The 26,850-nt window shown below is 65.7% G+C and carries 25 protein-coding genes and 3 tRNA genes; 18 read left to right on the forward strand and 10 right to left on the reverse strand.

Features of this window, described 5'->3' with window-relative positions; all coding sequences use genetic code 11:
* Position 1 precedes the first annotated feature (1 nt).
* From QNI11_RS15670 to QNI11_RS15695, 6 genes are all read left to right on the forward strand, one after another.
* Positions 2-676 carry an SURF1 family protein gene (locus tag QNI11_RS15670; RefSeq protein WP_283980813.1) on the forward strand — a complete coding sequence of 225 codons (675 nt, stop codon included), beginning with the start codon at positions 2-4 and terminating at the stop codon, positions 674-676.
* A gap of 1 nt (position 677) precedes the next feature.
* Positions 678-2,066: a threonine synthase gene (gene thrC / locus QNI11_RS15675; RefSeq protein ID WP_283980814.1), complete on the forward strand. Its 1,389-nt coding sequence runs from the start codon at positions 678-680 to the stop codon at positions 2,064-2,066.
* Complete coding sequence (locus QNI11_RS15680) at positions 2,063-3,325, forward strand: pitrilysin family protein (protein WP_100929696.1); 1,263 nt, start codon at positions 2,063-2,065, stop codon at positions 3,323-3,325. Before thrC ends, QNI11_RS15680 begins: the two co-directional genes overlap by 4 nt.
* A complete protein-coding gene (locus QNI11_RS15685; RefSeq protein ID WP_100929695.1) occupies positions 3,325-3,909 on the forward strand; it encodes a GNAT family N-acetyltransferase in 585 nt (194 codons plus the stop codon). Before QNI11_RS15680 ends, QNI11_RS15685 begins: the two co-directional genes overlap by 1 nt.
* Before the next feature lie 180 nt (positions 3,910-4,089).
* On the forward strand, positions 4,090-4,911 hold the full coding sequence (locus QNI11_RS15690) for an MBL fold metallo-hydrolase (protein WP_283980818.1): 822 nt from the start codon (positions 4,090-4,092) through the stop codon (positions 4,909-4,911).
* Between the two features lie 66 nt (positions 4,912-4,977).
* Positions 4,978-6,387, forward strand: coding sequence for an FAD-binding oxidoreductase (locus tag QNI11_RS15695; RefSeq protein ID WP_283980819.1), 1,410 nt, complete (start codon positions 4,978-4,980; stop codon positions 6,385-6,387).
* Here QNI11_RS15695 and QNI11_RS15700 read toward each other — a convergent pair.
* The gene (locus QNI11_RS15700) at positions 6,384-7,238 is read right to left on the reverse strand and encodes a lytic transglycosylase domain-containing protein (protein WP_283980821.1); all 855 of its coding nucleotides are present in this window, start codon (positions 7,236-7,238) and stop codon (positions 6,384-6,386) included. The genes QNI11_RS15695 and QNI11_RS15700 overlap by 4 nt on opposite strands.
* Before the next feature lie 365 nt (positions 7,239-7,603).
* Here QNI11_RS15700 and QNI11_RS15705 point away from each other — a divergent pair, with 365 nt between their 5' ends.
* The 9 genes from QNI11_RS15705 (at position 7,604) to QNI11_RS15745 (ending at position 16,568) form a co-directional block, all read left to right on the forward strand.
* The gene (locus tag QNI11_RS15705) at positions 7,604-7,798 is read left to right on the forward strand and encodes a Flp family type IVb pilin (protein ID WP_100929691.1); all 195 of its coding nucleotides are present in this window, start codon (positions 7,604-7,606) and stop codon (positions 7,796-7,798) included.
* A gap of 280 nt (positions 7,799-8,078) precedes the next feature.
* Complete coding sequence (locus QNI11_RS15710) at positions 8,079-8,255, forward strand: hypothetical protein (RefSeq protein WP_283980823.1); 177 nt, start codon at positions 8,079-8,081, stop codon at positions 8,253-8,255.
* A gap of 133 nt (positions 8,256-8,388) precedes the next feature.
* The gene (cpaB, locus tag QNI11_RS15715) at positions 8,389-9,255 is read left to right on the forward strand and encodes a Flp pilus assembly protein CpaB (protein WP_283980824.1); all 867 of its coding nucleotides are present in this window, start codon (positions 8,389-8,391) and stop codon (positions 9,253-9,255) included.
* 214 nt (positions 9,256-9,469) lie between these two features.
* A complete protein-coding gene (locus QNI11_RS15720; protein WP_283980825.1) occupies positions 9,470-10,891 on the forward strand; it encodes a type II and III secretion system protein family protein in 1,422 nt (473 codons plus the stop codon).
* 8 nt (positions 10,892-10,899) lie between these two features.
* Positions 10,900-11,583 (forward strand): OmpA family protein, encoded by a 684-nt coding sequence (locus QNI11_RS15725; protein WP_100929688.1) that lies wholly within the window; start codon positions 10,900-10,902, stop codon positions 11,581-11,583.
* A 291-nt stretch (positions 11,584-11,874) separates the two neighbouring features.
* Positions 11,875-13,122 carry an AAA family ATPase gene (locus QNI11_RS15730; RefSeq protein WP_283980826.1) on the forward strand — a complete coding sequence of 416 codons (1,248 nt, stop codon included), beginning with the start codon at positions 11,875-11,877 and terminating at the stop codon, positions 13,120-13,122.
* An 18-nt stretch (positions 13,123-13,140) separates the two neighbouring features.
* Positions 13,141-14,598, forward strand: coding sequence for a CpaF family protein (locus tag QNI11_RS15735; protein WP_283980827.1), 1,458 nt, complete (start codon positions 13,141-13,143; stop codon positions 14,596-14,598).
* Between the two features lie 19 nt (positions 14,599-14,617).
* Complete coding sequence (locus QNI11_RS15740) at positions 14,618-15,583, forward strand: type II secretion system F family protein (protein WP_100929686.1); 966 nt, start codon at positions 14,618-14,620, stop codon at positions 15,581-15,583.
* 10 nt (positions 15,584-15,593) lie between these two features.
* Positions 15,594-16,568 carry a type II secretion system F family protein gene (locus QNI11_RS15745; protein WP_283980828.1) on the forward strand — a complete coding sequence of 325 codons (975 nt, stop codon included), beginning with the start codon at positions 15,594-15,596 and terminating at the stop codon, positions 16,566-16,568.
* 71 nt (positions 16,569-16,639) lie between these two features.
* Here the strand turns inward: QNI11_RS15745 and QNI11_RS15750 are convergent, their stop codons facing one another.
* From QNI11_RS15750 to QNI11_RS15760, 3 genes are all read right to left on the reverse strand, one after another.
* On the reverse strand, positions 16,640-17,143 hold the full coding sequence (locus QNI11_RS15750) for a prepilin peptidase (protein ID WP_283980829.1): 504 nt from the start codon (positions 17,141-17,143) through the stop codon (positions 16,640-16,642).
* Positions 17,144-17,155: 12 nt separating this feature from the next.
* The gene (locus QNI11_RS15755) at positions 17,156-18,010 is read right to left on the reverse strand and encodes a lipopolysaccharide assembly protein LapB (protein WP_283980830.1); all 855 of its coding nucleotides are present in this window, start codon (positions 18,008-18,010) and stop codon (positions 17,156-17,158) included.
* Between the two features lie 95 nt (positions 18,011-18,105).
* Positions 18,106-18,681, reverse strand: coding sequence for a tetratricopeptide repeat protein (locus QNI11_RS15760; protein ID WP_100929682.1), 576 nt, complete (start codon positions 18,679-18,681; stop codon positions 18,106-18,108).
* A 207-nt stretch (positions 18,682-18,888) separates the two neighbouring features.
* On the opposite strand from QNI11_RS15760, the gene QNI11_RS15765 reads away from it, so the two are divergent.
* Together QNI11_RS15765 and QNI11_RS15770 are read left to right on the forward strand one after the other, a co-directional pair.
* Complete coding sequence (locus QNI11_RS15765) at positions 18,889-20,202, forward strand: ATPase (RefSeq protein ID WP_100929681.1); 1,314 nt, start codon at positions 18,889-18,891, stop codon at positions 20,200-20,202.
* Between the two features lie 223 nt (positions 20,203-20,425).
* Positions 20,426-20,502 (forward strand) — tRNA-Met (locus QNI11_RS15770).
* 197 nt (positions 20,503-20,699) lie between these two features.
* Here the strand turns inward: QNI11_RS15770 and QNI11_RS15775 are convergent.
* From QNI11_RS15775 to QNI11_RS15800, 6 genes are all read right to left on the reverse strand, one after another.
* A tRNA-Glu gene (locus tag QNI11_RS15775) sits at positions 20,700-20,774 on the reverse strand.
* Positions 20,775-20,899: 125 nt separating this feature from the next.
* Positions 20,900-20,974 (reverse strand) — tRNA-Glu (locus QNI11_RS15780).
* Between the two features lie 130 nt (positions 20,975-21,104).
* Positions 21,105-22,850: a single-stranded-DNA-specific exonuclease RecJ gene (recJ, locus tag QNI11_RS15785; protein ID WP_283980832.1), complete on the reverse strand. Its 1,746-nt coding sequence runs from the start codon at positions 22,848-22,850 to the stop codon at positions 21,105-21,107.
* A gap of 239 nt (positions 22,851-23,089) precedes the next feature.
* Positions 23,090-24,061, reverse strand: a complete 972-nt coding sequence (glpX, locus tag QNI11_RS15790; protein WP_100929679.1) for a class II fructose-bisphosphatase — start codon at positions 24,059-24,061, stop codon at positions 23,090-23,092.
* Between the two features lie 251 nt (positions 24,062-24,312).
* Positions 24,313-25,599 (reverse strand): homoserine dehydrogenase, encoded by a 1,287-nt coding sequence (locus QNI11_RS15795; protein ID WP_100929678.1) that lies wholly within the window; start codon positions 25,597-25,599, stop codon positions 24,313-24,315.
* 103 nt (positions 25,600-25,702) lie between these two features.
* Positions 25,703-26,023, reverse strand: coding sequence for a hypothetical protein (locus QNI11_RS15800; RefSeq protein WP_283980834.1), 321 nt, complete (start codon positions 26,021-26,023; stop codon positions 25,703-25,705).
* 79 nt (positions 26,024-26,102) lie between these two features.
* On the opposite strand from QNI11_RS15800, the gene QNI11_RS15805 reads away from it, so the two are divergent.
* Complete coding sequence (locus tag QNI11_RS15805; RefSeq protein WP_283980835.1) at positions 26,103-26,690, forward strand: TetR/AcrR family transcriptional regulator; 588 nt, start codon at positions 26,103-26,105, stop codon at positions 26,688-26,690.
* Positions 26,691-26,850: the final 160 nt, after the last annotated feature.

The following is a 26,850-nucleotide window of genomic DNA, read 5'->3' on the forward strand; positions in this document are numbered from 1 at the left end:
TGTGACACGCTACCTCGCCCCCCTGCTGATCGGCATCGCCGGATGCGCGATCCTGCTGTGGCTGGGCACATGGCAGATGCAGCGCCTGGACTGGAAAGAGGGCCTGCTCGCCGACATGGAGGCAACGATCTCCGGCCCCGCGCAGCCTCTGCCCGTCATGGTCGATCCCACGGCACAGCGCTATCAGCCCGTGGAACTGTCGGGCGAGATCGGCGCGGAGGCGCTGCACGTCCTCGTCTCGGCAAAGCTGCGCGGCGCGGGCTGGCGGGTCATCTCCCCCTTCACCACCGACGACGGGCGTCGTCTCCTGGTGGACCGCGGCTTCACCCCGATCGATCAAAAGGACGCGCCTTTGTATGCCGGGCCCGCCCGGCTGACAGGCAACCTGCACTGGCCGGACGACCGCAACTCCTCCACTCCCGACAACGACCCGGACGACGATACCTGGTTCGCCCGTGACATCGGCCCCATGTCAGAGGCGCTGGACACGGAGCCGCTGCTGGTGATTGCCCGCAGTCTCGATCCGGCGGACGACGCCGTCGATCCGCTGCCCGTGGACACCTCCGGCATTCCCAACGATCATCTGCAATACGCCATTACGTGGTTCTCACTGGCCGCGGTTTGGCTCCTCATGACCGGCGTATGGCTGCGCCGTATCGCGAAAGGCACCGACTGACATGCGTTACATCTCCACCCGAGGCCAGGCCCCGGCCCTGTCATTCGAAGAAGCCATGCTGTCCGGCCTCGCCCGTGACGGCGGCCTCTACGTGCCGGAGACCATTCCCCAGATGTCCGCCGACGACATCCGCGCGCTGGAAGGTCTCAGCTACGAGGAAACCGCCTTCCGCGTGATGCGGCCCTTCGTGGGCGACGGGTTCACCGACGAGGTCTTTGCCGACCTGATCGCCAAGGCCTACGCAGGTTTCGGTCACAACGCCCGAGCGCCGCTGGTGCAGCTGGCACCGAACCACTTCCTGCTTGAGCTGTTCCACGGGCCGACGCTGGCCTTCAAGGACTTCGCCATGCAACTCATCGGTCAGCTCTTCCAGGAGGCGCTGGAGCGGCGGGGCGAGCGTGTGACCATCGTCGGCGCCACGTCGGGCGATACGGGCTCGGCCGCGATCGAGGCGTTCAAGGGGCTCGACAATGTCGACGTCTTCATCCTCTACCCGCATGGCCGGGTGTCCGAGGTGCAGCGCCGCCAGATGACCACGCCACCCGAGGCAAACGTGCACGCGCTGGCGCTGGACGGCCACTTCGACGATTGCCAGGCGCGGCTGAAGGACATGTTCAACCACTTCGAGTTCCGCGACAGCGTGCGGCTGGCCGGCGTGAACTCGATCAACTGGGCGCGCGTGCTGGCGCAGGTCGTCTACTACTTCTCCGCCGCCGTCAGCCTCGGCGCCCCGGACCGCAAAGTCAGCTTCACCGTGCCCACCGGCAACTTCGGCGACATCTTCGCGGGCTACATCGCCAAGCGCATGGGCCTGCCCATCGACCGGCTGGTTGTGGCGACGAACCAGAACGACATCCTGCACCGCTGCCTGACGTCGGGCGACTACCAGACCTCCGAAGTCCATCCCTCGATCAGCCCGTCGATGGACATCCAGGTCAGCAGCAACTTCGAGCGTGCCCTCTTCGACGCCTACGACCGCGACGGTGCGGCGGTGGCGCAGCTGATGGACGAACTGAAGGCAGGCGGCTTCAACGTGAGCCAGGGTGCGCTTCAGGCGCTGCGCGAACACTTCGACTCCGGCCGCGTGTCAGAGGAGGAGACGCTGGACACCATCCGCCTGGCGCAGGCCACGATGGGGGAACTCCTGTGCCCGCATTCCGCGATAGGCGCCCGCGTGGCAGAGGACCAGCGCGATCCGAAGACGCCGATGATCACGCTGGCCACCGCGCATCCGGCCAAGTTCCCGGATGCCGTTGAAAAGGCCACGGGTATTCGTCCCCCTCTTCCAAATCGCATGGCCGACCTGTATGAGCGTTCGGAACGGTTGACCCGCGTGGCCAACGACCTGTCCGCCCTCGAAAACCTTATTCAGGAGCGTATCACCAAGTGACCGTCCAGATTTCCACGCTGTCCAACGGGCTTCGCATCGTCACAGAGAAGATGCCCGGCCTTCAATCCGCCGCGCTCGGTCTCTGGGTGACGGCGGGCGGACGGCACGAACGCGTGGAACAGAACGGCATTGCGCATTTCCTCGAACACATGGCGTTCAAGGGCACAAAGCGGCGCAGCGCGCTGCAGATCGCCGAAGCCATCGAGGACGTGGGCGGCTACATCAACGCCTATACCTCGCGCGAGGTCACGGCCTATTACGCCCGCGTCCTTAAGGCCGACACCGCGCTGGCGGTCGATGTGTTGGCCGACATCCTGCTCAACCCGGTCTTCGACGAGAGGGAGATCGACACGGAGCGCCACGTCATCCTTCAGGAAATCGGCCAGGCGCATGACACGCCGGACGACATCATCTTCGACTGGCTGCAGGAAAAGGCCTATCCCGATCAGCCCATCGGCCGGACGATCCTCGGCGAGGCGGCCCGGGTCGAGGGGTTCTCCCGCTCGGACCTCCAACGCTTCGTCGAGGAGCACTACGGCCCCGGCCAGATGATCCTCTCTGCCGCCGGTGCCGTCGATCACGACGCGCTGGTGAAGCAGGCCGAGGGTCTTTTCGGCAGCCTGTCCCCCCGCCCCGGCCGGAACGCCGACGGCGCCCGGTTCCACGGCGGCGAGATGCGGCGGGTCAAGGACCTCGAACAGGCGCACATGGCGCTCGCCTTCGAGGCTCCGGGTTACAGGGACCCCGGGTTCTACACCGCGCAGATCTACGCCATCGCGCTTGGCGGCGGCATGTCCTCACGCCTGTTCCAGGAGATCCGCGAGAAGCGCGGGCTGTGCTACACCATCTTCGCCCAGTCCGGCGCCTACGCCGACACCGGGATGACGACGATCTACGCCGGCACCTCCGGCGACGAGATGGGCGAACTGCTGGACCTGACCGTGGACGAGATGAAGCGCGCGGCAGACACCATGTCGGATGCCGAGATCGAGCGCGCCCGCGCCCAGATGAAGGCCGGGCTGCTGATGGGGCTCGAAAGCCCGTCCAGCCGGGCCGAGCGCATGGCACGCATGGTGCAGATCTGGGGGAAGGTGCCGCCGATCGAAGAGACGGTCGCCCGGATCGACGCGGTAACCCGCGAGGGTGTTCTGGCCTTCGCCGAAGCGCAGGCCGCGCAATCCGCGGCGGCGCTGGCCCTCTACGGCCCCGTCGACAGTGCGCCCACCCTGGAACAACTGCAGGCACGGCGGGCTGCGTGATGCTCTCTTTCCGGCGGAAGCTCCGGATCGAGACGGAACGTCTCACACTGCGCCCCCCCATGCATTCCGACTACACGCCATGGCAGACGCTGCGGTCGGGAAGCAGGGGGTTCCTTGCACCGTGGGAACCCACCTGGGCCGCCGACCACCTGTCGCGCAAGGCCTTCACGAACCGCGTCTACTGGGCGTCGCGCTCGATCAACGGCGGGACGGCGGTGCCGCTGTTCCTGATCCGGCGCGACGACGAAGCACTGGTGGGCGCCATCACGCTCGACAACATCCGCCGCGGCCCCGCGCAGGCCGGCACGCTCGGTTACTGGACGGGTCAGCCCTACGCGCGAAACGGCTACATGGCAGAGGCCATCGCCGCCGTCACCCATCACGCCTTCGAACGCCTGGGGCTCAGCCGCCTCGAAGCGGCCTGCCTGCCGGAGAACGCGGCCTCGCGCGGGCTGCTCGAACGGTCCGGCTTCAAGTACGAGGGCGTGGCGCAGAGCTACCTGCAGATCAACGGGCGCTGGCGGACCCACGTCCTCTATGCCTGCCTGCGCAGCGACCGGCGCGGCAAGACGACGGTCGGCTAGTTCACCTGCAGATCAAGCCGTTGTGAACACGTGGGCGCCGTCTGGCGGATCTGCGCGCTTTGGCGAACGCGGCTCTCAGGCTAGGCTGACCGGCAGGTCGGTGCCTTGCCTTCGACTTGGCGCTGGCCCCGCGTAGGTCGGAGTTCACTCCGACTCCCTTCCCGGAGCCAGGAGACGTTCATGATCCGCCTTGCCATCGCCTTCCTCGCCGTTGCCGCCACTTCCGCCATGGCGCAGGACCAGCGCCGCCCGTCACACTGCATTGCAATCGCCGACGCCGCGCCCGGGCTCGAATACCTGCACAAGGCGTCCTGGACCGAACCCGTCCCGGATTACTCCGTGCGCCTGCACTACCTCTCTCATGCCAGTTTCCTGCTGCAGACACAGGGCGGTCTGACTGCGGTCACCGACTTCACCGGGTTCATCGGCAACGTGCCCCTGATCCCTGACATCGTGACCATGAACCACGCCCACAGCACCCACTGGACCGCGAACCCCGACCCGGCCATTCCGCACGTTTTGCCCGGCTGGGGCGAACCCTTCGGCACCGGGATCGACCATTACCTGGACCTCGGCGAGATGCTCGTCCGCAACGTGTCGACCAACATTCGCTCCGGCTATGGCGGGATGGAGGAGAAGGGCAATTCCATCTTCGTCTTCGAGGTCGAGGGCCTGTGCATCGGCCACCTCGGCCACCTCCACCACATCCCCACGGACGAACAGTTCGCCGCGCTCGGGCGGCTCGACGTGGTCATGGTGGCTGTCGATGGCGGCATGACCCTGCCGCTGTCCCGCGTGATACCAATGCTGGAACGGCTGAAGTCCTCGGTGGTGATTCCGATGCACTGGTTCTCGGACTACGGGCTGGAGTCCTTCCTGACCCAGATCGGCGAGACCTTCGCCATCGACCGGCGCGACTCCTCGTCGATGGAGGTCAGCCTGCGCACCCTGCCCTCCCGCCCGACGGTTGTCGTCCTGCGCCCGGAGTGGCTCCGCGAATGACACCCGCCCCTTGATAAACCCGCCCGCATGGGGGACAGGCTGAGGCGACGACGGAAGGAGACCGCCATGCCCCTCGCCCCCGCCGATGACGCCTTTGCGGACACGCTGCGCGCCCTGTTGCCCGATGACACGCTGCGCCGGGCAGAACCACGCTACCTGGAAGAGTCGCGTGGCCGCTGGCAGGGATCGTCCACGTGGGTGGCCCTGCCCCGCAGCACCGACGACGTTGCCACCATCGTCCGTCACTGCGCCGCCACGCGCACCGGTATCGTGCCCTACGGCGGCGGTACGGGTCTCGTCGGCGGGCAGATCGCGCCGGAGGGCCAGCCGGTTGTACTCTCGCTCGAACGCATGACCGCCATCCGCGCGACCTACCCGGAGGAAAACACGCTCATCGCCGAAGCGGGCGCCATCCTGAGCGACATACACGATACGGCGGAGGCCATGGACCGGCTGTTTCCGCTGTCGCTGGCGTCCAAGGGTTCTGCGCGGCTGGGTGGGCTGCTGTCGACCAACGCCGGGGGGATCAACACCCTGCGCTACGGCAACGCCCGCAATCTGGTGCTTGGGCTGGAGGCCGTGCTGCCAGACGGATCGGTCTGGAACGGGCTCAGGCGCCTGCGCAAGGACAACACGGGCTACGACCTCCGCCACCTGCTGATCGGGGCAGAAGGGACGCTGGGGGTCATCACCGCGGCCTCCCTGGCCCTCTCGCCGCGCCCTGCGTCCACAGGCACCGCTTTCCTGACGGTGCCCTCACCGCGCGCGGCGCTCGATCTGCTGGCCTTGGCGCACGACCAACTGGGCGAAACCGTCTCCGCCTTCGAGCTGATCCACCGGCAGGGCATGGACTTCCTCGCCTCCGAACTGCCCGAGATCCGCCGCCCGTGGGAGACGCCGCCCGAATGGTGCGTTCTGATCGAGATCGGGCTTGGCCGCGGCGCAGACCCGACAGCCGCGCTCGAGACGCTGTTTGCCGAGGCGCTCGACCGTGGCCTGTCGGACGACGGTCTCATCGCCTCCTCGGACACGCAGGCGCAGCAGTTCTGGGACGTCCGCGAGCATATTCCGGAGGGCAACCGCCGGATCGGATCGATATCGAGCCACGACATCTCCCTGCCGCTCTCGGCGATTCCCGATTTCATCGTGAAGGCGACCGAGGCGCTGAACGCCATGGACACCTTCCGCATCAACTGCTTCGGGCACCTTGGCGACGGCAACCTGCACTTCAACGTCTTCCCCCTGGAAGGCCGCACCCGCGCCGATCACGCCCATCAGAGGGAGGCGATCAAGTCCTGCGTGCACGACCTGACACATGCGATGGGCGGTTCGGTCAGCGCAGAGCACGGCATCGGGCGGCTGAAGACGGACGACATGACACGCTACACGGACCCCGTGAAGCTCGCGGCGATGCGCGCGATCAAGTCGGCGCTGGATCCGGCGGGAATCATGAACCCCGGGGCCGTTCTGCCCTAACGCGCGGCGACCTGGAACACGCAGCCGTCCGACGCCAGTTGCGGCGGGGTCAGGCACAGGCCGCGGGCGACCTCGAACGCGGCCAGCACCTTGGGCACGTAGTCGCGCGTCTCGGCGTAATTCGGCACGCCCTGGTTTGCGCCGATGGAATTTTCGCCCGCGTTGTATCCGGCCAGCACGAGAATCGGATCGCCGGCGAACTTTTCCATCAGGAAATCGAGGAACCGGACACCGCCCTTGATGTTCTGCACCGCGTCCATCGAATCCTCGACACCAAAGCGTTTCGCGGTATCAGGCATGAGCTGCATGAGCCCCTGAGCACCCGCGCTGCTCTGCGCATCCGGGCGACCGCCGGATTCGACGTATATGACGGCCAGGGCGAGTGCAGGGGACACGCGCGTCCCGACCGTTTCGCGCAGCAGGTCCTTGCCGTGCCGTGCCGCGATGTCCTGAAGGGCCTGCAGGCGGGGTGCAGCCACCCGCGCGCCACCCGGGCCGTTGCCCAGCGAGGCCAGAGCCGGTTCAAGACGCCCCGGTCCGCTGTCGGACTGGGCGGGGGACACGGTGTCCCAGAACCATGCGTAACTGCCACTGCGTGAGGGTGCGGCGCCCGCCCGCGGGGCCGAAATCGCGGCCGACGCCTTTTCAGCCGATGGCCGGGGTGCGGGCAGCGGCGGCACCGCCGGATTCGCGCGCGGGGCCACCTGAACGGTGATCCGCTTGGCCGCCCCCGCCTTGGGGGGCGACACACGCCGCGCCGAGAAATCCGAAAACACCTGCTGCGCCATCGCATCGGTTGCAAGGGCGCAGGATACGGCCACCACGGCCGCCGCGAAAAGTCTCTGTGTCATGTACTGCTCGTCCCCGGTTCTATGCCGTCTCGGGAGTATTCCTGACAGTCTCGCACAATCCGGTGAAGAAAACCACTTTTGTAAACGGATTGCGGCAATCTCTGTCCCAGTCGCCTGTACGTTAGGATATTTTGCCGGCCCTCAATGAAGGTATTAATTCATTTTTCCATTTAAAATCAGACAACTAACCGGATCATTAAAAAAATCTCAACGACCGCGAAATTAATGCAAAGCGGCCAAAATCTCGCCCCAAACCAAGTGCTTTATAGGGTCATACCAACGAGGGACAGGGCAATGAGAGAGGCCCGCTACCGACCCCAAGCTGGTGAACGTGAGCAACACAACACACACTACGGAGAGAGACCATGATCAACTTCATCAAAAACTTCCGCAATGACGAATCCGGCGCCGTGACCGTTGACTGGGTCGTTCTGACCGCGGCCGTCGTGGGCCTGGCCATCGCCGCCTACACCCAGATCGAGACCAACGCCAACGCGCTGATCAACGCAGCAGCCGGCGAAGTCGCGGCAGAGCAGACCCTGCTCGAAGCGAAGAAGTAATCGCTTCTCGCGTCGGACCGCCCGGCACAGGGTGGTCCGCCCCGGCGCGGCAAATGCTTGCCGCGCCTTTTTCGATCCAGGCCAAAGCGCGTTCCCGGATCGCTTTCGCCACCAGACGACCACCGACCGATACCAAGGTATCCCGGAGCTTTCGGATGCGCGCAGAAGCATCTGTCGGCATGTGCTCCACATGAACGACCGCTGCTGCAGAACGCGGCCGCCCGACGAGACGGGACAATCCGCACCACGCGGATCAGGCTACACGCGAGAGGCACTCCGGATGTTCACCACATTCCTCACAGACGAAACCGGCGCAGTCACCATCGACTGGATTGTCCTGACCGCGGCTATGGTCGGGCTGTGCCTGCTGGCGACCACCATCATGGACAGCACCACGATGGAGCTCAGCGAGGGCATCGGCCAGTTCATGCAGGACACCGCGCCCGAAGGGAAATGATCCCGCGCCAGGCAACCGGAACCGCGAAACCGCTCCGGCCACGAGATCGTCATGATTTCTGCCAGAGTTAACCTTTTTCCTTGGCTATCCCGATCCCAATGACCGGGCAGAAGCCCATTACAGGAGAAGCCACATGCGACTTGTATTCGGACTCGTCCTTCTTGCAGGCATCGGACTTGCCGGCTTTGCCGTCTACATGGCGCAGAACTACATCGGCGCCTACGAAACGGCGCTTGTCGAGGCACGGCAGCAGACCCATGCGTCCGTCCCCACCAAGCAGATCTACGTGTCGGCGAAACCCATCGCTTACGGGCAGGAGATCACCGAGGAGGACATCCGCCTCGCCCCCTGGCCGGAAGAGATCATGCCGGAAGGCATCTTCGACGAGGAAAATCCCCTCCTGACAGACAACATGGAGCCGCGTGTCGCGCTGCGCGCCATCGACGCGTTCGAGGCCATCGTGCCCAGCAAGGTTTCCCAGCCCGGCGGTTCTGCCGGCCTGACCCACTACCTGAAGCCCGGTGAAAGCGCCTTTGCGATCCGTGTGGACGTGGCCTCCGGCGTGTCCGGCTTCCTCCGTCCCGGCGATCGCGTCGACGTGTACTGGACGGGCCGCGTGGACAGCCGCGATCCGAACATGCCGCGCGGCGAAGTGACGAAGATGATCCTTGCGGGCATGCGCCTGATCGCCATCGACCAGAACTCCGAAGCGGACACCAGCGGGACGTCTATCGCACGCACCGTCACCGTCGCCGCAACCCGCGAACAGACGCTGGTGCTGACCCACGCGCAATCGACAGGCCAACTGACCCTTTCCCTGATCTCGCAGGACGAGGATGGCGAGGCGATCACCACGGAGGTCGACCAGCTCTCGATGCTCGGCCTGCAGCGGGCCGAACCCGTCGCCGCGCCGGAACCGGTCCAGCGCGAGCAGGTTTGCAGCACCCGCGTCCGCCGCGGCGCAGAGGTGGTCAACATCCCGATCCCCTGCACAAACTGATACAAGATAACAATCGCCAGCGTTCAAAAAGGGTCCCGCGATGCGGGGCCCTTTTGTGTAGCGGCGCACGTCACATACCGTCTGTTGCCCCTTATCCACAGAAACTGCGCGCTCAAAGCCCTTGATTCTTGATTAATTTTCCAAATTGAAACACACTCCCACAAAATGCAGGCATGAAGACCTGCGGATGAGGCGTGATCGAAAGGCAGGTCACATGACATTTGACGGCTATCTGAAGGCGGCCCTCTGCGGGCTGGCCTTGGGCGTTGCGACCATGTCGCCGCCCGCGCACGCGGATTCCATCCGCGTCGTGCGAACCGGTACGGAATCCGTCCTGTCGGTTCCAATGAACCGGGCCGTGGTGGTCGAAAGCGATACGCCTTTCGCGGAACTGTCCATCGCCAACCCCTCTATCGCCGACATCTCGTCCCTGTCGGACCGCACGATCTATGTCCTCGGCAAGCAGCCGGGCACGACCACGCTGACGATCCTCGACCCGCAGGGGCAGCTCATCACCAACGTCGATGTGCGTGTCGCCGCGGATGTGACCGAATTCAAGGAACGCCTGACCCAGATCCTCCCGGAAGAGAAGATCGAGGTCCGCACCGCCAACGATGGCATCGTGCTGTCCGGCACTGTCTCTTCCATCGCCCGCATGGAACGCGCGCTCGACCTGGCGCAAAGGTACGCGCCCGACCGGGTGTCGAACCTGATGGTGGTCGGCGGCATCCAGCAGGTCATGCTGAAGGTGCGTTTCGCGGAAATGCGGCGCTCCGTCTCCAAAGCCCTGCGCGCATCTCTCGCCACCGGCGGGTCGACCGGCGATCTGGGTGTCGAACTGGGGACAGGCAACGCCGCCACCATCGCCGAACGTGACCTCGTCTCCGACAAGCTGTTCCCTCGCCGGCTGGGCACCGAGGGTGCCGTGCTCTTCGGTTTCAACGCCGGCGGTCTCGAAGTCGGCATCCTCCTTGAAGCCCTTGAATCCAAAGGCATGGTCCGGACCCTCGCGGAACCGAACCTGACCGCCCTCTCCGGGCAGGAGGCCAGCTTCCTCGCGGGCGGTGAATACCCGGTGCCGACGGCGCAGGGTGACAGCAGCGTCACGGTGGAGTTCAAACCCTTCGGTGTCGAGCTGGCCTTCGTGCCGCGCGTGATCGACGGCGACCTCATCAACCTCGAGCTCGAAGCGGCCGTGTCGTCTGTCGACTCGAGCAACGGCATCACCTTCCAGGACGTGACCATCGCCGGTTTCGCCCGCCGTGAAGCGAAGACCACGGTGGAACTGCGTGACGGCGAAAGCTTTGCCATCGCCGGTCTGCTGCAGGAAAACTTCTCCGACCTCAACGGTCAGGTGCCGTGGATCGGTGACGTGCCGATCCTTGGCGCGCTGTTCCGGTCGACGGAATACCAGCGCGAACAGTCCGAACTGGTCATCATCGTCACGCCGCACCTCGTGACCCCCACCCGGGGCGAGGCGCTGGCCCTGCCGACCGACCGCGTCACCCTGCCGTCCGAGCGTCAGCTGTTCCTGAACGGCCAGATCGACGGAAACGGGCGCAGGCCGCGGTCCGGTGCCGCCGCAGAAGTGGCGAACCAGGACTTCAACGGCTCCTACGGCTACGTGATGGATTGAGAGAGACCATGGCCCAACGACCCCTCCTCCGCCTCACCCTGACCGGGCTTGCCGTCGGACTTCTGACCGCAGGCTGCGCGGGAAACACGCAGTCCACGATGACGCGCGGCTTCAACAACGAGGTGGGCGTCAAGGTCGATCCGGGCAACTTCGGCGACGCCACCATGAACAACCACCAGTACATGACTGGCGAAAAGCAATACGTCTACGACCTGTCGCAACGCTTCGCCGCCGAGGTCATGACCACCGTCAACTTCGCGTTCAACTCCGCCCAGCTCGATCAGGGCGCGCTGGACACGCTGCGCGAACAGGCGCACTGGATCCGCCAGTTCCCCGAAGTCCGCTTCCGCGTCTATGGCCACACCGACAAGGTCGGCAACCAGGCCTACAACAAGTCGCTCGGCCTGCGCCGTGCCAACGCCGTGGTCAACTATCTGGTGAGTCAGGGCATTTCGCGGTCCCGCCTCGAAGCCGTGGTGTCCTTCGGCGAAACGCAGCCGCTGATCGTGACCGAAGGCCGCGAACGCCGCAACCGGCGCACGGTGACAGAGGTGTCGGGTTTCGTCGCCGGGCATCCGCAGGTGCTGGAAGGCAAGTACGCGGAGATCATCTACCGCGAGTACGTCAACAGCGCGGCGCCCGCATCCAACCTGAACAGCCAGTCGGGTGCGGAGCTCCAGCTCGGCAACTGACGCGAGCTCAGGCCTGACACGTAGCAAACGCCGCGCCTCCGGGGTCGCGGCGTTTGGCATTTGTGGCACCCCTCTTCGCTCAATCCAGCCCTTTTCCCGCCTGCGCGAACAATCTCTTTTTGACCGCTAAACTTCGCACAAATTCGGAAATTTGGCCCCATTGTCGCCGCCTTTCGAAGTGACTTTGGAACGGAACCACCCATGCGCCGATCCGACTCGGCGCCCGCGTTCACCGGGGGCGGGCAGAAGCCCGCCGTTGTCCGGGACGCGCGAGAAAAGGACGAAAGAGGCATGACCAGTACACCGACCACGCAGGCAGATCCCGCGCCGATCATTGCCTGCACGATCAGCCGGGACGTGCAGAACTTCGACCTGCTGATCGAGGACATGGAGACGATTCTGGGCGAAGCCTGGGGCGATCTCGGTTTCGACGAAGCGCTCGCCTTCATGTCGCAACCGGAAGCCTCGTCGCTGGAATTCGTGGCCATGGCCATCGACGCCATTGACGAAGGCGAAGTTTCGCAGTTGGCCGGGATCATCAAGGGGGCAAGAACACACGGCATAAAGGTGATCCTGATTGCCGAGGACGTGACACCCGCCTCGCTGCACCAGCTCTTGCGCAGCGGTGCCGACGAATTTGTCCCCTACCCGCTTCCCGAAGGCGAACTTGCCGCGGCGGTCGAACGCCTGCGCGCCCCCGAACCGGAACCTGTGCCGGCGCCCACTGCCAGCGCGCCGGCAAAGGTCAAGCTCTCGGGCGGCGGCGACGGCGTCCTGATCGCCGTTCAGGGGTTGTCCGGCGGATGCGGTGCGACCACGCTGGCGGTGAACCTGGCCTATGAACTGACCTCTGTCGGCGGCGACAAGCCCCCCAAGGTCTGCCTGATCGACCTCGGCCTGCAATTCGGCTCCGTCGCGACCTACCTGGACCTACCGCGCCGCGAGGCCGTGTTCGAGACGCTGTCGGATATCGAGTCGATGGACGGCGAAAGCCTTGCGCAGGCACTGGTGTCCTTCGAGGACAAGCTGCAGGTCTTCACCTCTCCGGCCGACATCCTGCCGCTCGACCTGATCGGTCCCAGCGAGGTGTCGAAGCTTCTGGACATCGCACGCGACCATTTCGACTATGTGGTGGTCGACATGCCCGGCACGCTGGTCCAGTGGACGGAAACCGTCCTGACGGAGGCGCAGATCTACATCGCGCTGGTCGAGCTGGACATGCGTTCGGCCCAGAACACGCTGCGGCTGAAGCGGATGCTCCAGTCGGAGGATCTGCCGTTCGACAAGATCCGATTCGCGCTGAACCGGTCGCCGAAGTTCACCGACCTGCAGGGCAAGAGCCGGGTCAAGCGCATGGCCGACAGCCTTGGTATCTCGCTCGACCTGCAGCTTCCCGATGGCGGGCGGGCGGTGATGCAGGCCTGCGACCACGGCCTGCCGCTGGCCGCACACGCCGCGAAGAACCCGCTCCGCAAGGAAATCGTGAAGCTGGCGCAGCAGCTCAACGCAATCGGCGCCGACGACGCCGAAGCTGCCTGATCGCGAAGGACCGACCGAATGTTCTCACGCTACAAGAAACCCGGTCTCAAGGAGGCCCCCCGCCCCGTGGCCAAGGCGGAAGCCGTCGCCGCTCCGGCGGCGGACGACCGCAAGGTCGAGGTGCGGACGCCGTCGGCCGTGCGGCGCAAGGGGCCGCCGCAGGCCCCGGCCCAAACGGGCAATGCCGACAAGGAAAAGAAGCGCAAGGAACGCCTTGGCGAGGTGAAGCTGGAACTGCACCGCGCGCTGCTGGAGAACTTGAACCTCGCCGCGCTGGACCAGGCGTCCGAGGCGGAGCTGCGCGAGGAAATCTCCCAGATCGCGACGGAATCGCTCACTGAACGCGGCATCGTACTGAACCGCGACGAGCGGCGCGCGATGATGACCGACCTCTACGACGAGGTGAAGGGTCTGGGCCCGCTGGAGGCCCTGCTGAAGGACGACACCGTCTCCGATATCCTCGTGAACGGTCCGCACCAGATCTTTGTCGAACGGTCGGGCAAGCTGCAGCTCTCGGACATCACGTTCAAGGACGAGAAGCACCTGATGCGGATCATCGACAAGATCGTGTCCGCCGTGGGCCGCCGTGTCGATGAATCGAACCCCTATGTCGACGCCCGTCTGATGGACGGCTCCCGTTTCAACGCCATGGTGCCGCCCATCGCCATCGACGGCAGCCTCGTCTCGATCCGGAAGTTCAAGAAGGACAAGCTGGGCATCGACGACCTCGTGAACTTCGGCGCCTTCACCGAAGAGATGGCCGTCTACCTTCAGGCCGCCGTGGCGACCCGCCTAAACATCATCGTCTCCGGCGGTACGGGTTCGGGCAAGACGACAACGCTCAACGCGTTGTCCAGCTTCATCGACGACAGCGAGCGCATCCTGACCATCGAGGATACCGCGGAACTCCAGCTTCAGCAGACCCACGTCGGCCGCATGGAAAGCCGCCCGCCCAACGTCGAGGGCAAGGGGGCCGTCACGCCACGCGATTGCCTCAAGAACGCCCTGCGTATGCGCCCTGACAGGATCATCGTGGGGGAAACCCGCGGCGAGGAAGTCATCGACATGCTGCAAGCCATGAACACCGGCCACGATGGCTCCATGACCACGATCCACGCAAACTCTGCGCGGGACGGCGTGGCGCGTCTGGAGAACATGATCGCCATGGCCGGGATCGAGATGCCGTTGAAGGCGGTCCGCTCGCAGATCGCATCGGCCGTGAACCTCATCGTGCAGGCGTCGCGCCTGCAGGACGGCTCCCGCCGGATGACCTCCATCACCGAGATCACCGGCATGGAGGGCGACGTCATCTCCATGCAGGAGATCTTCCGCTACCAGCGCGTCGGGCTGACGCCGGACAACAAGATCATCGGTCACTTCACCGCGACCGGCGTGCGGTCGGCCTTCTCGGAGCGGTTCCGGATGTGGGGTTACGACATTCCGGCCTCGATCTACGAACCGTTCCGCCCGGATTAATTGAAAGCGAGTCACGAACATGCTCTCTGCAGCACCGATCATATACGGCCTGATTTTCGTCGGCGTCCTCGTCTTCGTGAACGGCATCTACCTGGTCGCCTTCGGCAAGTCGATCTCGCTGTCCAACAAGGTCAACCGGCGGCTCGAAATGCTCGACCGTGGCGACCGACGCGAGGACGTCCTGGCCAAGCTTCGCAAGGAGATGGACCAGCACATGGAAAGCCGGTCCCTGCCGATCTATTCCCTGCTGGCCGACAAGGCGAACAAGGCGGCCATCGCCTTCACACCGCAGCAGCTGATGATGATCATGGCGGGCGCGTCGGTCGTGGCCTTCCTGGGCCTCAGCATCGGGACGGAGACCGGGCTGCCCATCCGCGTCATTCTGTCGGCGGGCATGGGCATCGGCGGCGTCTACATGTGGGTCGGCTCCAAGGCCAAGAAGCGCCTTTCGATGATCGAGGAGCAGCTGCCCGACGCGGTCGAGCTGATGGTGCGGTCGCTGCGCGTCGGTCACCCCTTCACCTCAGCGATCACCATCGTCTCGAAAGAGATCAAGGACCCGCTGGCGACCGAGTTCGGCATCATCGCCGACGAATCCGCCTATGGCCGTGACATCGGAGAGGCGCTGAAGCACATGGCCGAACGGCTCGACATGCAGGACTTGCGTTTCCTCGCCGTCGCCGTGGCGATCCAGCAGCAGGCGGGCGGCAACCTGGCCGAGATCCTCGAAGGTCTGGCCAAGGTGATCCGCGCCCGCTTCCGCCTGTTCCGCCGCGTGAAGGCCATCACTGCCGAGGCACAGTGGTCCGGCAAGTTCCTGTCCGGCTTTCCCGTCATGGCCCTGATCTTCATCCAGGTCGCCAAGCCCGACTACTACGACGAAGTTCTGGACCACCCGTGGTTCATTCCGGCCTGCTTCATCGTCGGCATCATGCTCGCCCTGAACATGATCGTCATGCGCTGGCTCGTGAACATCAAGGTCTGAGGAGACACCCATGCTAGACCAACTCAACACCGCGATCACCGATCTGCTGGGCCCCGCCGGTCCGCTGATCGTGGTTGCCGGTCTCGCGATCCTGCTGATCCTCGCGACCATCCCGATCTTGCTGAGCACCAAGCCCGACCCGCTGGACAAGCTCAAGGAGACCTCGCAGAAGAAGATGGACGCGCAGTCGCGCGCCGTCCTGCGCGACAAGCGCCGCAACGAGAAGCTGAACAAGTACGCGCAGTTCCTCGAACCGCAGGACGCCAAGGAACTGTCCGAGATCAAGCTGAAGCTGCTTCAGGCAGGCTACCGCACGAAGGACGCGGTGCAGATCTACTACTTCATGCAGTTCGCGCTCGGCCTCGGGATGCTGGCGGCAGGCACGGGGTACTACCTCTTCTTCGTGAACCCCGAAGAGGCAGACATGACCACCAAGCTGATGTATATCCTCGGCCCCGGCTGTGTCGGTTACCTCGCCCCGAAGTACTGGATCACCAAGCGCATGGAGAAGCGTAAGGAAGAGATCCAGCAGGGTTTCCCGGATGCGCTCGACATGATGCTCGTATGTGTCGAGGCTGGCCAGTCGATGGAACAGTCGATTATCCGCGTGGCGAAGGAACTGCGCGCCTCCTACCCCGCGCTGGCCGATGAGTTCGAGATCATCAGCCACGAGATGAAGGCCGGCAAGGACCGCAGCCAGGTCCTGAACGACATGTCGGAGCGTTGCGGATCGCAGGACGTGTCGAGCTTCGTGACCGTGCTGAATCAGGCGCAGACCTTCGGTACGTCGATCTCCGACGCGCTGCGCGTCTATGCCGGGGAGATGCGGGACAAGCGTGTGATGCGCGCCGAGGAAGCCGCCAACAAGCTGCCGACCAAGATGACGCTGACCACCATGATGCTGACGGTGCCGCCGCTGCTGATCATCCTCGTCGGCCCCTCTGCCGTGGGCATCACGCAGATGGGCGCCATGGCCGGCAACTGAGCCAGCCGCCAGAAAAAACGACGCCGCGTCCCGATGGGCGCGGCGTTTTGCGTTTCACGATGTGGGGGAAGTCAGCCCGCGGCCTGACCGTAGAACAGGCCAAGTCCGAGGTAGATCGCCATGGTGCCACCGAGGGCGAGGCCCATGGGAAACTTCGACCCGGCGTTCCAGCTTTCCCAGTTCGGGGCCAGCCGCCGGATCGGTGTGAGCTTGGCAATCCGGTGGGCGACAAAGGCCGCCAGCAGGTTCGCCGCGAAGAGGATCATCAGGAACCGCAGGTCGCCTAGCGCGATGAAAGGCGCGGCAGCGGCGGCCCACTTCGCATCCCCCGCCCCCACGGCGCCACCGGCGTTGAGCGCAATGCCCGCGACCAGCACCACGATCAGGTGCACGTAGCGCCAGAGATAGGCGTCGAACGGCATGGCGATGATCCCGACCACGACGAAGATGAAGAACATCGCAAGGACGGAGTGGTTGGGAATGCGCATGCCCTTCATGTCGGTGTACATGATGTACAGGCAGACCGGCAGGACGAAAGGCAGGAACCAGGCGGCTTCGGTGACCGTTATCGACATCTCCGGCGCCCCTCAGGCGCCGTTTTCAAGCGCGGCCAGGGCACGGGCGGCCGCCTCGAAGTGCTGCGGATGGGTCTCTACCGCTTCGCGCAGCAGCCCCTTGCCGATCTGCACGTCGCCGCGCTTTACCGCGGCAAGGCCCAGCGTATAGAGCAGTTCGGCGCGCTCCGGCTGCGTCATCGGGATGACCGGCAGGGTGTAGTTGCCCTGCGCGCCGCGCGCCATGACGAGGTTGTTCTTCGCGGTGAACATCGTCTGGTCGGCGTTGATCGCCTCGCCGAACAGCCGTTCCGCCTCGCGGAAGTCGCCGCGGGTCAGCTTCGAATAGCCCCAGTTGTTCATCACCGAGGCGGGCTTGGTCGTCAGACCCAGCGCGACCTCGTAGAAGGCATCCGCCTTCTTCCAGTCCTTCTTGCCGTCGGCGATCATCGCCTCGAGCCGGTAACGCTTGAAAGACTCGTGGGTCGGCGGGATCGAGGACAGGACCTTTTCCGCCTGATCCCAGTCATTCGTGCGGATCAGTGCATCGGCAAGCTCAACGCGGTCCTCGTTGGTGGCATCCTCGTGCGCAACCACCTGCGCCCAGGCGATCCGCGCCTCGGGAAAACGCTTCGCCCGGATCAGGCTGGACGCCAGGCCACGCTGGAAGTCGATCCGGTCCGGCTCGGTCGTGGAGGAACGCTTGAAGTAGTTGACCGCCTCGTTCGGGTCGCCGACCGTCAGCATGACCTCGTTCAGGTTCGTCTCGTCGATGACGTTGACGCCCTGGAACTTGCGGTCCACTTCGTCCTTGTCGATTGTCTTGTCGCACGCGGAAAGCGACGCCGCCACGGCCACGCCCAATGTCACACGGATCAGATGGCGCATGTTGCCTGCGTCCTCTTGCTGCTCTGCCTTGTCTCCACCTTGATGGCGGATGTATTTATGCCTCTGCCGCCACGTTGGACGGCCATTCAGCCCGGTTAAACGTCGTTCCTGCGGATCTGGTACGATCCGCTGCCCCGCCGCACGAGCCTGAATTCTTCTTCTTGTTCCGGATCATACCGGCTATTTTCCAATTTTGCGAGCGCCAAGCGAAGATTATCGCGAATTGAGTCGTTTTGGCCATTGTCGAGGGCGTAGGCCTTCTTGAACACGAGGCTTGCCTCGGAGGTTTCCCCCTTTTCCATCAGCAGGACGCCAAGGTTGTTCCAGGCTTCGGCCCATTCCGGGTCAAGCTCCACCGCGCGGCGCAACAGCCCCTCCGCCTGGTTCAAACGGCCAAGCGCGAGGTTGACGGAGCCGAGCGCGGTAAGGGTTTCGGCGTTGATGCCCTTCTGGCCCGCGGCGCGCGTGTAGGCCTCCAGCGCAAGATGGTACTCGCCCGCTTCCATCAGCCGGTGGCCGACGATCATGCCGTCGACGGCCTCCCCGTCCGGATCGACGGAGGGCGCAAACGGGTTCGGATCGTCCACGACTTCTTCGCCCGGCGCGCATCCGGCAAGTGTCAAAAAGAGAAGGATCGCCGCAAGCGACCACCATGTGGAACTTGGGGTCATCTGTCGCCCCTTGGGAAAGCTGCTCGCCTATTCAAGTCGCGTGAAGCGCCCGCCACGTCAAGACGTTTCGCGGCGGCACAGGGCGTCGCGTGGCCCCTGCCCGACCGGCACGCACCCTCCAAAAGTTCCAAAGCGCGCCCTAGACCTGCCACAAACCGTTGTCACTCTGGCAACCAAACAAACGGGCAATCCGGGCAGGACATCCACATGAACATGCAAAGCAGCACCGTCATTGCGCCTCCGGCGCCGCGCAGGCTCGAGGACATGAGCCTTTCGACCGTGATGATGCGCGACATCGTTCTCAAGACGCTGTTCCGCAAGAACACCAACAAGGTCACGCAACTGGCCCGCGCCGTCTGCCTGCCCGTGCCCGTCTGCCAGGAGATCATCGACATGGCCCGCGCCCAGGGCTTGATGGAGGCGATGGGCACATTGGGGGCCGCCGGGCAGGTCGCCAACGAGATGCCCTACCAGCTGACCGACAGCGGCAAGGCCCGCGCCCTCGACGCGCTGGCGCAGTCGGAGTACTTCGGCCCGATGCCCGTCCCGCTGGAGGTCTACCGCGAACAGGTCGAACGCCAGTCGATCCGCAACATCCAGATCACCCGCGAACAGCTCACCTCGGCGATGGGTCACCTGATCCTGCCGAACGACCTGATCTCCAATCTCGGGCCGGCGGTGTCCTCTGGCCGGTCGATCCTGATGTACGGCCCGCCGGGCAACGGCAAATCGTCGATCTCCAACGGCATCCGCGACGCCATGGGCGACCGCATCTACGTGCCGCGCGCGCTGGAATATTCCGGACAGGTCATCACCGTCTACGACCCGATCGTGCATTCGAAGGCCGAGGAGGACGCGGACGATCCCAACGCCCTGCGGCAGCGCGCCCGCTTCGACCGCCGCTACGTGATGTGTAAACGCCCGACAGTCATCACCGGGGGGGAGCTTTCGCTGTCGATGCTGGACCTCGTCTACAACCCCACGGCACGCACCTACCAGGCGCCGCTCCAGTTGAAGTCCACCGGCGGCATCTTCATCGTCGACGACCTTGGCCGCCAAGCGGAACCGCCGCAAAGTCTCGTGAACCGCTGGATCGTGCCGCTGGAGGAAGGCAAGGACATTCTCGCCCTCCAGTCCGGCGAGAAGTTCGAAGTGCCCTTCGACACACTGGTCATCTTCTCCACGAACTTCCACCCGAACGAGATCTTCGACCAGGCCGCCCTGCGCCGGATCTTCTTCAAGATCAAGATCGACGGCCCCAGCCAGGAGAACTTCCTGAAGATCTTCGCGCTCGTGGCCCGCAAGAAGAAGATGCAGCTCGACGAGGCTTCGCTCGTGCACCTGCTGAAGACCAAGTACCCGACGATCAACAATATCTTCGCCAACTACCAGCCGGTTTTCCTGATCGACCAGATGATAGCCGTCTGCGATTTCGAAGGCCTGCCCTACAAGATGACGCCCGAGTTGATCGACCGCGCATGGGGCAACATGTTCGTCAAGGACGAGAAGATCGTGAAGTAGGGGCTGTGGGCCCCTGCGCGCGGTTTATGCCATGCGCCGTGAAGTGTCGACGGGTGGGACAGGGCGTCCTTGCCGCGATCTCGCAGGCTGTCGCGCAGCGCTTGGTACCGGGGCATGCCATGACCTGAACACTGCGCGTCACGGCACGGCAGAGTAAGGCACGATTTCCCGGAATTTCCGCTTGACGGCGCCCGCGCCCCCCCTTATCCCCCGCCCACGGTCTGGCGCGGTAGCTCAGTTGGTTAGAGCGAACGACTCATAATCGTTAGGTCGGGGGTTCGAGTCCCCCCCACGCCACCACAACACCCCTAAATCATTGCAGTTTGCAGCGACGCGGCGCACCACGCGTCCCGCTGCGCACGGTGTATCCTGCGATGCGGACAGCATCGGCAATGGCCGCCGAGGCCGTCGCAGTCAGCCCTAGACTGACACACAATCCAGGGCGCAGACGAACCGGCTTCGTCACCGGGAAACTGATGCTTGTTCAAGGGGAAAAGTGGCAGCCCGTAGGGGAATCGAACCCCTCTTTCCAGGTTGAAAACCTGGCGTCCTAACCGATAGACGAACGGGCCACGCATCGTGGTGAGCGGTCTTCTACGGAAGCGCGCGGCGACGTGCAAGACCAATCTTCACCCTGAATGCACACGGATTATCGGTCCCCACGGGACCGGCACGTATCTGGATTTTCAGGGAAAAGTGGCAGCCCGTAGGGGAATCGAACCCCTCTTTCCAGGTTGAAAACCTGGCGTCCTAACCGATAGACGAACGGGCCACGCTGTGGTGAGCGGTCTTCTAGGGAATGCGGGCGCCGCGCGCAAGCACAAAATCACGAGGCCGCGCAGGAATCTTCAGCCCAGCCGGTTACGCCTGTCCACCGCTGCGCAACCCGATGGAATCACGCCTCAATCCGCCGCGGGCGCGGCATCGTCGAGCCGCATCTGGACCGTATGCCGGCCCTGCCACGTGTTCACGTCCAGCTTGCCCGCCAAGTGAAAGCGCCGACCCTCGTGGTTCAGCAGCACCTGCCCCAGGGGGCCGTCCATCGCGTTGAAACAGATCGCCTCCAGCCGGGCCCCGAGGCCGTCTCCGCAGGTGATCTTCAGATGCCCCGACCCCACGACCTTGGCAAAGGACAGCCGCACGTCCGGCACGACGAATCGCGGTCCGGGGGCGCCCTGCCCGAACGGTCCGGCGCGCTCCAGATCCTCCACCAGGTCGACCTGCGCCGCTCCGGGCATCAGCACGCCATCGACCCGCAGGTCCGCCGCGCCGCCCGTCCCGGCCCCCTGCTTCTCCAGCAGGTCGGAGAGGCGCGCCATGGCCTCCTCCAGCCGGTCGCGCGCCACGGTGAGGCCTGCCGCCATGCGGTGCCCGCCCCCCTTGATCAGCAGCCCCTCCGCCGCCAGCCGCTGCACCGAGGCGCCGAGGTCCACCCCTGCGACGGAGCGACCGGAGCCCTTGCCCTCCGCTCCGTCGAGGCCGATCACCACCGAGGGCCGCCCGGTGTGCTCCTTCAGGCGCGAGGCGACGATGCCCACGACCCCGGGATGCCATCCCTCGCCCGCGGCCCAGATCAGCGGCGCATCCAGCCCACGCGCCTCGGCCTGGTCCAGGGCTGCCGCGCGCACCGCCGCCTCGATCTCCCGCCGTTCCGCGTTCAGCGCCTCGAGCCGTTCCGCCATCGCCTGCGCCTCGGCAGGGTTGTCGCTGGCCAGAAGCCGCGCGCCGAGGTCGGCCTGCCCGATCCGCCCGCCCGCATTGACCCGCGGCCCCATGACAAATCCCAGGTGATAAGCCTCCGGCGCGCGCTCCAGCCGTGCCACGTCCGACAGCGCCACGAGGCCGACGCGCTCCCTGCGCCCCATGACCTTCAGCCCCTGCTGGACAAGCGCCCGGTTCACGCCCCGGAGCGGCGCCACATCGGCGACCGTCGCCAGCGCCACGAGGTCGAGCATCTTCATCAGGTCCGGCCCGCGCGCGTCCGCCTCGCGCAGTTGCCGCCCCGCCTCGACCAGCATCAGGAAGACCACCGCGGCGGCACAGAGATGCGCGAGCCCGCCATCCTCGTCCTGCCGATTGGGGTTCACCACTGCCACGCAATCGGGCAGCGTTTCGCCGCCAAGGTGGTGATCCAGCACCACCACATCAGCCCCCTCGGCCGCGGCGATGGCGTCATGCGACAAGGTCCCGCAATCGACGCAGACGATCAGGTCATGCTCGCGGGCCAGCCCCGCCATGGCGGTCGGGTTCGGCCCATAGCCCTCGTCGATCCGGTCGGGCACATACAGCGTCGCCGGCCGCCCCATCTGCCGCAGCCAGTCGATCAGCAAGGCGGCAGAGGATCCGCCGTCCACGTCGTAATCGGCAAACACCGCGATCCGTTCGCGCCCGGAGACCGCCTTCAGGAACCGCGTGGCCGCCTTCTCCATGTCCTTGAGCGACCGCGGGTCAGGCAGCAGGTCGCGCAGCTTCGGCTCAAGGTAGGCCTGCGCCTCCTCCGGCGGAACACCCAGCCGCGCGAGGATCGCGCAGAGGGGACGGACCAGTCCGGTCTGCTGCGCCAGAAGCTCCGCCTGACGCTCGGTTTCCACGTCCGGTCCGACCCAACGCCGCCCCGAGAGGCTGCTCTCTACACCCAGATACGCCAATGCCGTCCTTCCACTGCCCCACCGCAGGGGATAGCCAAATCCGGTGGCAAGCGAAAGGCCGCAGCCACACCCCCGCCATCACGCTGCACACCCGATGGGGCCCGGCGCAAGCGCCCTGACTTCACCTTGGATCAAATACCTGCCTCAAAGGCTGACAGCCACGCGACGCCGGGCATGGGCCAAACAAAACGGCCCCCGCAGATCGCGGGGGCCGGTGCGGGCACATATGCCAAAGGAACTCAGACCTTGTGACGGAACGGATTGCGGTACTGCATCCGCCGCACCGACCCGGTCTTGGAGCGCATCAGGATCGTCTCCGTCTCGATCCAGCCGGGCGTGCGCTTGATCCCCGAAACGACGGAGCCGTTCGTCACGCCGGTCGCGGCAAAGATCACGTGGTCGGTCACCAGCTCGTCGCGGGCGTAGATCTTGTCCAGGTCGGTGATCCCGGCCTTGGCGGCGCGGCCCCGCTCGTCGTCGTTGCGGAACAGCAGGCGGCCCCACATCTGGCCGCCCATGCACTTCAGCGCGGCCGCCGCCAGCACCCCCTCGGGCGCACCACCCGAACCCATGTACATATCGATGCCGGTCAACACCGGTTCGGCGCAGTGCATGACACCGGCCACGTCGCCGTCGGTGATCAGCCGGATGCCCGCCCCGGTCGAGCGGACCTCGGCGATCATGTCCTCGTGGCGCGGCCGTTCGAGGATGCAGCAGGTGATGTCCTGCGGCGCGCAGTCCTTCGCCTTGGCCAGCGCAAACACACGCTCGGAGGGCGACATGTCCAGCGACACCACGTCGACCGGGTAACCCGGGCCGATGGCCAGCTTGTCCATGTAGACGTCCGGCGCGTGCAGCATGGACCCGCGCGGCCCCATGGCGATCACGGTCAGCGCGTTCGGCATGTCCTTGGCGGTCAGCGTCGTGCCTTCCAGCGGGTCGAGCGCGATGTCCACGCCGGGGCCGCCCTGCCCCACTTCCTCGCCGATATAGAGCATCGGCGCCTCGTCCCGCTCGCCCTCGCCGATCACGACCACGCCGGAAATGTCGAGCTTGTTCAGCTCTTCCCGCATGGCGTTCACGGCGGCCTGGTCCGCGGCCTTCTCGTCTCCGCGGCCGATCAGGTCGGCACTGGCGATGGCGGCCTGTTCGGCAACCCGGGCGAGGCCCAGAGAAAGCATGCGGTCATTGAAATCCTTGGGCGTCGGCATCGGAGTATTTCCTTTGGATGAAGCGTGTCTTGGCTCTAGCGCAGGCGGCGCGCGGGGGGCAAGGCTGGTTGCGCCAACCCTCGCCGCCTTGCGCCTTTCCCGCCACCTTCGCCGCCGCCAAAGCCTGTTCGGTCAGCAGGCAGGCACCGACGCGGCGCCGACAGCGCCAAAGGCGGCGCTCCCGTACCGTGCCCGGCCCGTGCCGCGCCGTGCAGGTCCGATGTAGGGCGGGGCTTTGCGCCGCCCCTGCCTCAGACTTCCTCGATCCGCAGGGCGACGGGCGCCGCGACCACAACGGCCAGCTTCTGCATCGCCTCCAGCGCCTGGTCGAGCGCCGCGCGCGTGGTCTTGTGCGTCACGATCAGCACGGGCGCCCGGTCCTCGACGTGATCGTACTGGCGCATCCGGTGGATCGACACGCCCGCTTCGCCCAGAGCGGCGGCCACCTTCGCCAGTGCGCCCGGCTTGTCCGCAAGCTGGGTGCGCAGGTAGTAGGGCGCCGGCGTCGTGGCTTTCGCCGGCACCGCCGGAACGAGCTTCGACGCGGCCTGCCCGAAGGTCGAGACCCGCAGCCCGCGGGCCACGTCCATCACGTCGCCCATCACGGCAGAGGCGGTCGGCCCCTCGCCCGCACCTGCGCCGCGCATCACGATCTGGCCGACCTGGTCGCCCTCGATCACCACCATGTTGGTGCCGCCCGAAAGCTGGCCCAGCGGAGAGGAGGCCGGGACGAGGCAGGGTGCCATGGATTGCTCCAGCCCGCGGCCGGTCATCCGGGACACGCCCAGCAACTTGATCCGGAAACCCATGTCGGCGGCCTGCTTGATGTCGTCGATGGTGACCTTGCCGATGCCTTCCAGCTCCACCCCGGAGAAGCTGACCTGCGTGCCGAAGGCGATGGCCGCCAGCAGGGACAGCTTGTGGCCCGCGTCGATGCCGCCCACGTCGAGCGTCGGATCGGCCTCCAGGTAGCCCAGGGCGTCGGCCTCGGCAAAGGCCTCGTCGTAGGTCAGGCCGCCGTCCTCCATTCGGGTGAGGATGTAGTTGCAGGTGCCGTTCATCACGCCCATCACGCGGATGATCTCGTTCCCGGCCAGACCCTCGGTCAGCGCCTTGATGACCGGGATACCGCCCGCCACCGCCGCCTCGAAGCGCAGGACCGATCCGCTCGCTTCGGCCAGTTCGGCCAGCGCCTGACCGTGGTGCGCAAGCAGCGCCTTGTTCGCCGTGACGACGTCCTTGCCCGCCTTCAGCGCCGCTTCGACAGCGGCCTTCGCCGGGCCGTCGCTGCCGCCCATGAGTTCGACGAACACGTCCACGTCGTCGCGGGTGGCCAGCGTCACCGGGTCGTCTTCCCAGGCGTAGCTGTCCAGCGACACGCCCCGGTCCTTGGCACGGGTGCGTGCCGACACCGCGCTGATGGCGATGGGCCGGCCGGAGCGTGCCTCGAGCAGGGCCGCCTTCTGGCGCACGATCTTGACCACGCCGGTGCCGACGGTCCCGAGACCGGCAATTCCAAGACGAAGGGGTTGGGACATGGGGCATACCTCCGGGTGACGTTCCGCGACACCGGTTACGCGCAAGTGATGCGCCCTGCAACCACACGCGGACATGCCCATGCCCGGGCAAGGGCCCCCTGCGTCACTGTTGCCGCAGCTCTGCCGCTTTCTGTTGCAGGCGCTTCAGCCGCTCCGCCACCGAATCCGGCTGGGAGACCTGCGCGCTGCCGACCCGCGCCGCGCGCGCCTGCAGCCCGTCGGCCCGCCCCTGCACCTGCGCGATGTCCTCTTTCGTCGCGCGCGGCGGGGCCGGGTCCGCGATGAGGTCGTCGATGGGCACGAGCCGGGGATAAGGCGCGTTCTCCACGCCCGGGGTCGCCACCGCATCCAGTTCGGGGAACTGGGTGCAGGCGGTCAGGGCCATCAACAGGGCCGCCGGGAGGGACAGGTACGCGCGTCTCATGCGTCAGTCTTGCCGCATGGCGCATCCTCCCGCAAGCGCCCGCCTTGATCTGAACGTGCGTTCAGATAATTTGGGCGGCATGGCGCGCACCCAAGGCTCCCACTCCGAGATCACCGGCCCCCGCATCCGCGAGGCCGCCCTGCACTTGTTCGCCAAGCACGGCTTCGCGGCGGTCTCCATGCGGCAGATCGCGGGCGAGGTGGGCGTGCAGGTCGGCGCGCTCTACAACTACACGCCAGACAAGCAGGCGCTTCTGTTCTCGCTGCTCGAAGGCCACATGCTCGACCTGCTGGAGGCCTGGCGCACGCTCGACCCGCCCCGGGCGCCCGAGGCGCGGCTTGAGGCTTTCGTGCGGTTCCACATCGCCTTTCACCTCGACCGGCCAGAGGCGGTGTTCATCTCCTACATGGAGCTGCGCAACCTCGATCCCGGCAACTTCGCCAAGATCGAGCGTTTGCGGAGGGAATACGAGGATGCGCTGGAAACGATCCTGCGGGACGGCGTGGCAGCGGGGATCTTTGCCCTGACCGACAGCAAGCTGACGACGCTTGCGGTGATCGCCATGCTGACCGGCGTGACCACCTGGTATCGCCCCGGCGGGCGGCTGGGGCCGGAGGACGTGGCGCGGCTTTACTGGGACATGGTGCGCAAGACGGTCGCCGCCTGACGACGCTCTCACGCGACCCGAAGATCCCGGGACATCATCCTGTCAGGACAGGAGAGTCGGCCGTTCCTCATGTGTCGCGTCAGGAGGCACGGACCACGCCGCGCCGTTCGGAGGCTGTAAGAGGCACGCCCGGCAACCCCCTGGAATCGCCGGGCTCCAG

It is taken from the genome of Sagittula sp. MA-2 (genome assembly GCF_030126985.1).
Classification (GTDB): domain Bacteria; phylum Pseudomonadota; class Alphaproteobacteria; order Rhodobacterales; family Rhodobacteraceae; genus Sagittula.

Coding starts and splice junctions, on each gene's coding strand:
- thrC (WP_283980814.1), top strand. CDS start 678: ATGCGTTACATCTCCACCCGAGGCCAGGCCCCGGCCCTGTCATTCGAA.
- QNI11_RS15685 (WP_100929695.1), top strand. CDS start 3,325: ATGCTCTCTTTCCGGCGGAAGCTCCGGATCGAGACGGAACGTCTCACA.
- QNI11_RS15690 (WP_283980818.1), top strand. CDS start 4,090: ATGATCCGCCTTGCCATCGCCTTCCTCGCCGTTGCCGCCACTTCCGCC.
- QNI11_RS15695 (WP_283980819.1), top strand. CDS start 4,978: ATGCCCCTCGCCCCCGCCGATGACGCCTTTGCGGACACGCTGCGCGCC.
- QNI11_RS15700 (WP_283980821.1), bottom strand. CDS start 7,238: ATGACACAGAGACTTTTCGCGGCGGCCGTGGTGGCCGTATCCTGCGCC.
- QNI11_RS15705 (WP_100929691.1), top strand. CDS start 7,604: ATGATCAACTTCATCAAAAACTTCCGCAATGACGAATCCGGCGCCGTG.
- QNI11_RS15710 (WP_283980823.1), top strand. CDS start 8,079: ATGTTCACCACATTCCTCACAGACGAAACCGGCGCAGTCACCATCGAC.
- cpaB (WP_283980824.1), top strand. CDS start 8,389: ATGCGACTTGTATTCGGACTCGTCCTTCTTGCAGGCATCGGACTTGCC.
- QNI11_RS15720 (WP_283980825.1), top strand. CDS start 9,470: ATGACATTTGACGGCTATCTGAAGGCGGCCCTCTGCGGGCTGGCCTTG.
- QNI11_RS15725 (WP_100929688.1), top strand. CDS start 10,900: ATGGCCCAACGACCCCTCCTCCGCCTCACCCTGACCGGGCTTGCCGTC.
- QNI11_RS15730 (WP_283980826.1), top strand. CDS start 11,875: ATGACCAGTACACCGACCACGCAGGCAGATCCCGCGCCGATCATTGCC.
- QNI11_RS15735 (WP_283980827.1), top strand. CDS start 13,141: ATGTTCTCACGCTACAAGAAACCCGGTCTCAAGGAGGCCCCCCGCCCC.
- QNI11_RS15740 (WP_100929686.1), top strand. CDS start 14,618: ATGCTCTCTGCAGCACCGATCATATACGGCCTGATTTTCGTCGGCGTC.
- QNI11_RS15745 (WP_283980828.1), top strand. CDS start 15,594: ATGCTAGACCAACTCAACACCGCGATCACCGATCTGCTGGGCCCCGCC.
- QNI11_RS15750 (WP_283980829.1), bottom strand. CDS start 17,143: ATGTCGATAACGGTCACCGAAGCCGCCTGGTTCCTGCCTTTCGTCCTG.
- QNI11_RS15755 (WP_283980830.1), bottom strand. CDS start 18,010: ATGCGCCATCTGATCCGTGTGACATTGGGCGTGGCCGTGGCGGCGTCG.
- QNI11_RS15760 (WP_100929682.1), bottom strand. CDS start 18,681: ATGACCCCAAGTTCCACATGGTGGTCGCTTGCGGCGATCCTTCTCTTT.
- QNI11_RS15765 (WP_100929681.1), top strand. CDS start 18,889: ATGAACATGCAAAGCAGCACCGTCATTGCGCCTCCGGCGCCGCGCAGG.
- glpX (WP_100929679.1), bottom strand. CDS start 24,061: ATGCCGACGCCCAAGGATTTCAATGACCGCATGCTTTCTCTGGGCCTC.
- QNI11_RS15795 (WP_100929678.1), bottom strand. CDS start 25,599: ATGTCCCAACCCCTTCGTCTTGGAATTGCCGGTCTCGGGACCGTCGGC.
- QNI11_RS15800 (WP_283980834.1), bottom strand. CDS start 26,023: ATGAGACGCGCGTACCTGTCCCTCCCGGCGGCCCTGTTGATGGCCCTG.
- QNI11_RS15805 (WP_283980835.1), top strand. CDS start 26,103: ATGGCGCGCACCCAAGGCTCCCACTCCGAGATCACCGGCCCCCGCATC.